At 53.7% G+C, this 5,584-nt stretch carries 4 tRNA genes and 3 rRNA genes; all 7 read left to right on the top strand.

Features of this window, described 5'->3' with window-relative positions:
- Window positions 1-227: 227 nt before the first annotated feature.
- Window positions 228-1,757: ribosomal RNA gene (locus tag KQI12_RS12295) — 16S ribosomal RNA — on the top strand.
- Between the two features lie 101 nt (window positions 1,758-1,858).
- A tRNA-Ala gene (locus KQI12_RS12290) sits at window positions 1,859-1,934 on the top strand.
- Between the two features lie 14 nt (window positions 1,935-1,948).
- Window positions 1,949-2,025: transfer RNA gene (locus KQI12_RS12285), tRNA-Ile, on the top strand.
- Between the two features lie 271 nt (window positions 2,026-2,296).
- A 23S ribosomal RNA gene (locus KQI12_RS12280) occupies window positions 2,297-5,137 on the top strand.
- A gap of 159 nt (window positions 5,138-5,296) precedes the next feature.
- Window positions 5,297-5,372, top strand: a tRNA-Lys gene (locus KQI12_RS12275).
- A 2-nt stretch (window positions 5,373-5,374) separates the two neighbouring features.
- Window positions 5,375-5,449, top strand: a tRNA-Glu gene (locus tag KQI12_RS12270).
- Between the two features lie 42 nt (window positions 5,450-5,491).
- A 5S ribosomal RNA gene (rrf, locus tag KQI12_RS12265) occupies window positions 5,492-5,584 on the top strand; the annotation flags it as partial.

Genomic DNA, 5,584 nt, shown 5'->3' with positions numbered 1-5,584 from the left:
CTTGACAAGCGAACGAGAGTGTGCTAAAATATAGCGCACTGGACAGCGGAAGCTGTCGAGCGTGTACCTTGTAAATTAAACAACGTGAAAGTAACACGAAGCACCAGAAGGACAAATCGTCCTTCACAAGCAGAAGTTTGTGGAGGGGCGACTGTCAAACATTTCTTTGAAGCTTGAATCAGCTTCGATAAGATCGATTTAGAGAGCGGAAGCTCTTTAGATACCATTTTATTGAGAGTTTGATCCTGGCTCAGGATGAACGCTGGCGGCGTGCTTAACACATGCAAGTCGAACGGAGCGCTCTTGACGGAGTTTTCGGACAACGGATAGAGTTGCTTAGTGGCGGACGGGTGAGTAACGCGTGAGGAACCTGCCTTGGAGTGGGGGATAACAGTCCGAAAGGACTGCTAATACCGCATGAAATAGCGGAGCTGCATGGCTCTGCTATCAAAGATCTATCGCTCTGAGATGGCCTCGCGTCTGATTAGCTAGTTGGCAGGGTAAAGGCCTACCAAGGCGACGATCAGTAGCCGGACTGAGAGGTCGGCCGGCCACATTGGGACTGAGACACGGCCCAGACTCCTACGGGAGGCAGCAGTGGGGAATATTGGGCAATGGGCGCAAGCCTGACCCAGCAACGCCGCGTGAAGGAAGAAGGCTCTCGGGTTGTAAACTTCTTTTAAGAGGGACGAACAAGATGACGGTACCTCTTGAATAAGCCACGGCTAACTACGTGCCAGCAGCCGCGGTAATACGTAGGTGGCAAGCGTTATCCGGATTTACTGGGTGTAAAGGGCGTGTAGGCGGGACTGCAAGTCAGGTGTGAAAACTATGGGCTCAACCCATAGCCTGCATTTGAAACTGTAGTTCTTGAGTACTGGAGAGGCGATCGGAATTCCGTGTGTAGCGGTGAAATGCGTAGATATACGGAGGAACACCAGTGGCGAAGGCGGATCGCTGGACAGCAACTGACGCTGAGGCGCGAAAGCGTGGGGAGCAAACAGGATTAGATACCCTGGTAGTCCACGCTGTAAACGATGGATACTAGGTGTGGGGGGACTGACCCCCTCCGTGCCGCAGTCAACACAATAAGTATCCCACCTGGGGAGTACGATCGCAAGGTTGAAACTCAAAGGAATTGACGGGGGCCCGCACAAGCGGTGGAGTATGTGGTTTAATTCGAAGCAACGCGAAGAACCTTACCAGGGCTTGACATCCCGGCGACCGGACTAGAGATAGTCTTTCCCCTTCGGGGGCGCCGGTGACAGGTGGTGCATGGTTGTCGTCAGCTCGTGTCGTGAGATGTTGGGTTAAGTCCCGCAACGAGCGCAACCCCTATTGTTAGTTGCTACGCAAGAGCACTCTAGCGAGACTGCCGTTGACAAAACGGAGGAAGGTGGGGACGACGTCAAATCATCATGCCCCTTATGTCCTGGGCCACACACGTACTACAATGGTGGTCAACAGAGGGAAGCAAGACCGCGAGGTGGAGCAAACCCCTAAAAGCCATCCCAGTTCGGATCGCAGGCTGCAACTCGCCTGTGTGAAGTTGGAATCGCTAGTAATCGCGGATCAGCATGCCGCGGTGAATACGTTCCCGGGCCTTGTACACACCGCCCGTCACACCATGAGAGTCGGGAACACCCGAAGTCCGTAGTCTAACCGCAAGGAGGACGCGGCCGAAGGTGGGTTCGATAATTGGGGTGAAGTCGTAACAAGGTAGCCGTATCGGAAGGTGCGGCTGGATCACCTCCTTTCTAAGGAGACTTCACAGGAGCAAGCTCCTGTGTAACGTCCTAAGGTCAGTTTCTGGTGTGGAAAAGCTTTCACGTTGTTTAATTTAGAGGGTACACGAGATGGGGGCGTAGCTCAGCTGGGAGAGCATCTGCTTTGCAAGCAGAGGGTCATCGGTTCGAGCCCGATCGTCTCCACCAGAGTGGACCGACATGGGCCCATAGCTCAGCTGGCTAGAGCGCACGACTGATAATCGTGAGGTCGGTGGTTCGAGTCCACTTGGGCCCACCACTCGAAAAGAAGCCAGGTCGAAGCTCCTGAAAGAGATCGGGAGTTTCGACCTGGCCTCGAGAGAGGTCAGACCTGCACCTTGAAAACTGAACAATGTAGATCAAAAGTGATGCAAGCAAGCAACAGAGGGCAACAAAGCAAATGTTGTGGAACTTAGAATAGAATGGCGGAAGCTGTTCTAGCAGAGGGTAAAACAATGTAGCCAAAGAATGAACTCTGGAGCCTGCATGATTCTTGATGACTATAGAGAACAGCTAGAGCTGTTCTACGAGGTCAAGCTAGAAAGAGCGCAAGGGGAATGCCTTGGCATCAGGAGCCGATGAAGGACGTGACAAGCTGCGAAAAGCTTCGGGGAGCTGCAAATGAGCGTTGATCCGGAGATATCCGAATGGGGGAACCCGCTGGAGCAATACTCCAGCATCCTGCGTTGAACCAAATAGGCGTAGGAAGGGCACCGCCTGAACTGAAACATCTAAGTAGGGCGAGGAAAAGAAATCAACCGAGATACCGCAAGTAGTGGCGAGCGAACGCGGCAGAGGCCAAACCGAGAGACTCGTCTCTCGGGGTTGTGGACTCACATAACGGTCAGGTAGTCTAATCGAACGGCATGGGAAGGCCGACCATAGCGGGTGATAGTCCCGTAGGTGAAAGACGATTCTGGTCAGTGAGTATCCAGAGTACCACCGGACACGTGAAACCCGGTGGGAAGCAGGGGGGACCACCCTCCAAGCCTAAACACTACCTGATGACCGATAGAGGAGCAGTACCGTGAGGGAAAGGTGAAAAGGACCCCGGGAGGGGAGTGAAACAGAACCTGAAACCTTGTGCTTACAAGCACTCAAAGCCCGTCAATGGGTGATGAGGTACCTTTTGTAGAATGGTCCGGCGAGTTATCGTCACTGGCAAGCTTAAGACATTCAGTGTCGGAGGCGAAGCGAGAGCGAGTCTGAACAGGGCGCATGAAGTCAGTGGCGATAGACCCGAAACCGGGTGACCTATCCATGAGCAGGTTGAAGTGGAGGTAAAACTCCATGGAGGACCGAACGCACGCTCGTTGCAATGATCGGCGATGACTTGTGGATAGCGGTGAAATTCCAATCGAACTCGGAGATAGCTGGTTCTCCCCGAAATAGCTTTAGGGCTAGCGTTATCTTAGTTTACCGGAGGTAAAGCACTGAATGGGCTAGGGGCCGATAAGGTTACTGAACCCTATCAAACTCTGAATGCCGGATAAATGATGGATAGCAGTCAGACAGTGTGAGATAAGTTTCATTGTCGAAAGGGAAACAGCCCAGACCCACAGCTAAGGTCCCAAACATATGCTGAGTGGAAAACGATGTGGAGCTGCGAAAACAACCAGGATGTTGGCTTAGAAGCAGCCACTCATTAAAAGAGTGCGTAATAGCTCACTGGTCGAGTGGCTCTGCGCGGAAAATATAACGGGGCTAAGCATATGACCGAAGCTTGGGCTTGTCTTAGGACAGGGGTAGGGGAGCGTCGAATACGGGGCGAAGTCGCAGCGAGAGCGGCGGTGGACTGTATTCGAGTGAGAATGCCGGAATGAGTAGCGAGAATCATGTGGGAATCATGATGGCCGAAAATCTAAGGTTTCTTGGGGAAGGTTCGTCCGCCCAAGGTGAGCCGGGAGCTAAGGCGAGGCCGCGAGGCGTAGTCGATGCACATACGGTAGAGATTCCGTAGCCGCCGAACTTTAAGCACGCTGACACTTTGGAATAGAGGGACCCGGGCGTTGGTAGACCCGGGCGTAAGGGACCGAACTATAGTAGGGAAGTCCTCGATGTCCAGAGGCGAGAAAAGGCGTGAGGTATACTAAGGCGCCCGTACCGCAAACCGACACAGGTAGATGAGGAGAGAATCCTAAGGCCAACGGGAGAAGGGTTGTTAAGGAACTCGGCAAATTGGCCCCGTAACTTCGGGATAAGGGGCGCCTCCTACGGGAGGCCGCAGTGAAAAGGCCCAAGCGACTGTTTACCAAAAACACAGGTCTATGCTAAATCGAAAGATGACGTATATGGGCTGACGCCTGCCCGGTGCTGGAAGGTTAAGAGGAGAGCTCAGCGCAAGCGAAGGTTCGAATCGAAGCCCCAGTAAACGGCGGCCGTAACTATAACGGTCCTAAGGTAGCGAAATTCCTTGTCAGGTAAGTTCTGACCCGCACGAATGGCGTAACGATTTGGGCACTGTCTCAACAGCCCGCCCGGCGAAATTGTTGTACTGGTGAAGAAGCCAGTTACCCGCAACTAGACGGAAAGACCCCATGGAGCTTTACTGTAGCTTAATACTGGAGATCGGTAGATCATGTACAGGATAGGTGGGAGGCATGGAACTACGGGCGCCAGCCTGTAGGGAGCCATCCTTGGGATACCACCCTTGATCTGCTGGTTTTCTAACCTGCGGCCCTGGATCGGGTCGGGGGACACTGTTAGGTGGGCAGTTTGACTGGGGCGGTCGCCTCCAAAAAGGTAACGGAGGCGCTCAAAGGTTCGTTCAGCACGGACGGAAATCGTGCATTGAGTGTAAACGCATAAACGAGCCTAACTGCGAGACCGACGGGTCGAGCAGTAACGAAAGTTGGAGTTAGTGATCCGGCGGTATGTGAGTGGAAATGCCGTCGCTCAACGGATAAAAGCTACCCTGGGGATAACAGGCTGATCTCCCCCAAGCGTCCACAGCGACGGGGAGGTTTGGCACCTCGATGTCGGCTCGTCGCATCCTGGGGCTGTATTCGGTCCCAAGGGTTTGGCTGTTCGCCAATCAAAGCGGCACGCGAGCTGGGTTCAGAACGTCGTGAGACAGTTCGGTCCCTATCTGTTGCGGGCGTAAGAGATTTGAAGGGAGCTGTCCTTAGTACGAGAGGACCGGGATGGACGTACCGCTGGTGCACCAGTTGTCCCGCCAGGGGCATAGCTGGGTAGCTACGTACGGACGAGATAAACGCTGAAAGCATCTAAGCGTGAAACTCCCCCTAAGATGAGATCTCTCACTCTTCATGAGGTAAGGCTCGATGTAGACTACATCGTCGATAGGCCAGAGGTGGAAGCACAGTGATGTGTGCAGCTGACTGGTACTAATCAGCCGAGGGCTTGACCTTAAGTGACAAGAAAGAAATGCAGGCGCTTGCGAGCGGAGCGGAAGACTACATTGTTCGGTTTTGAGGGTGCAGGAGCGCCCCTCTTCTGAGAAGGAGAGCGGAGGTGGGAGGAGATGCATAGAGCTCCTCCCGCGTACCTTCCTTCTCGAAGGAAAGTACGCGCCTTTAGCTCAGTTGGTAGAGCAACTGACTCTTAATCAGTGGGTCCCGGGTTCGAATCCCTGAAGGCGCACCAATGGCCCGTTGGTCAAGTGGTCAAGACAGCGGCCTCTCACGCCGTTAACATCGGTTCGAATCCGGTACGGGTCACCAAAGCTCTTGACGAGAGAGCGAGAAAAGAGTAGAATAGAGACAGTCGGTGTTGATTGCGGTGAGGGTCCACCTGTACCCATCCCGAACACAGAAGTTAAGCTCACCTGCGCCGAAAATACTTGCCTGGAGACGGGC

It is taken from the genome of Pseudoflavonifractor sp. MSJ-37 (assembly GCF_018917965.1).
GTDB lineage: Bacteria > Bacillota > Clostridia > Oscillospirales > Oscillospiraceae > Pseudoflavonifractor_A.
Note: the sequence above shows the minus strand (reverse complement) of the source record. Positions and strands in the feature narration are given on the sequence as shown.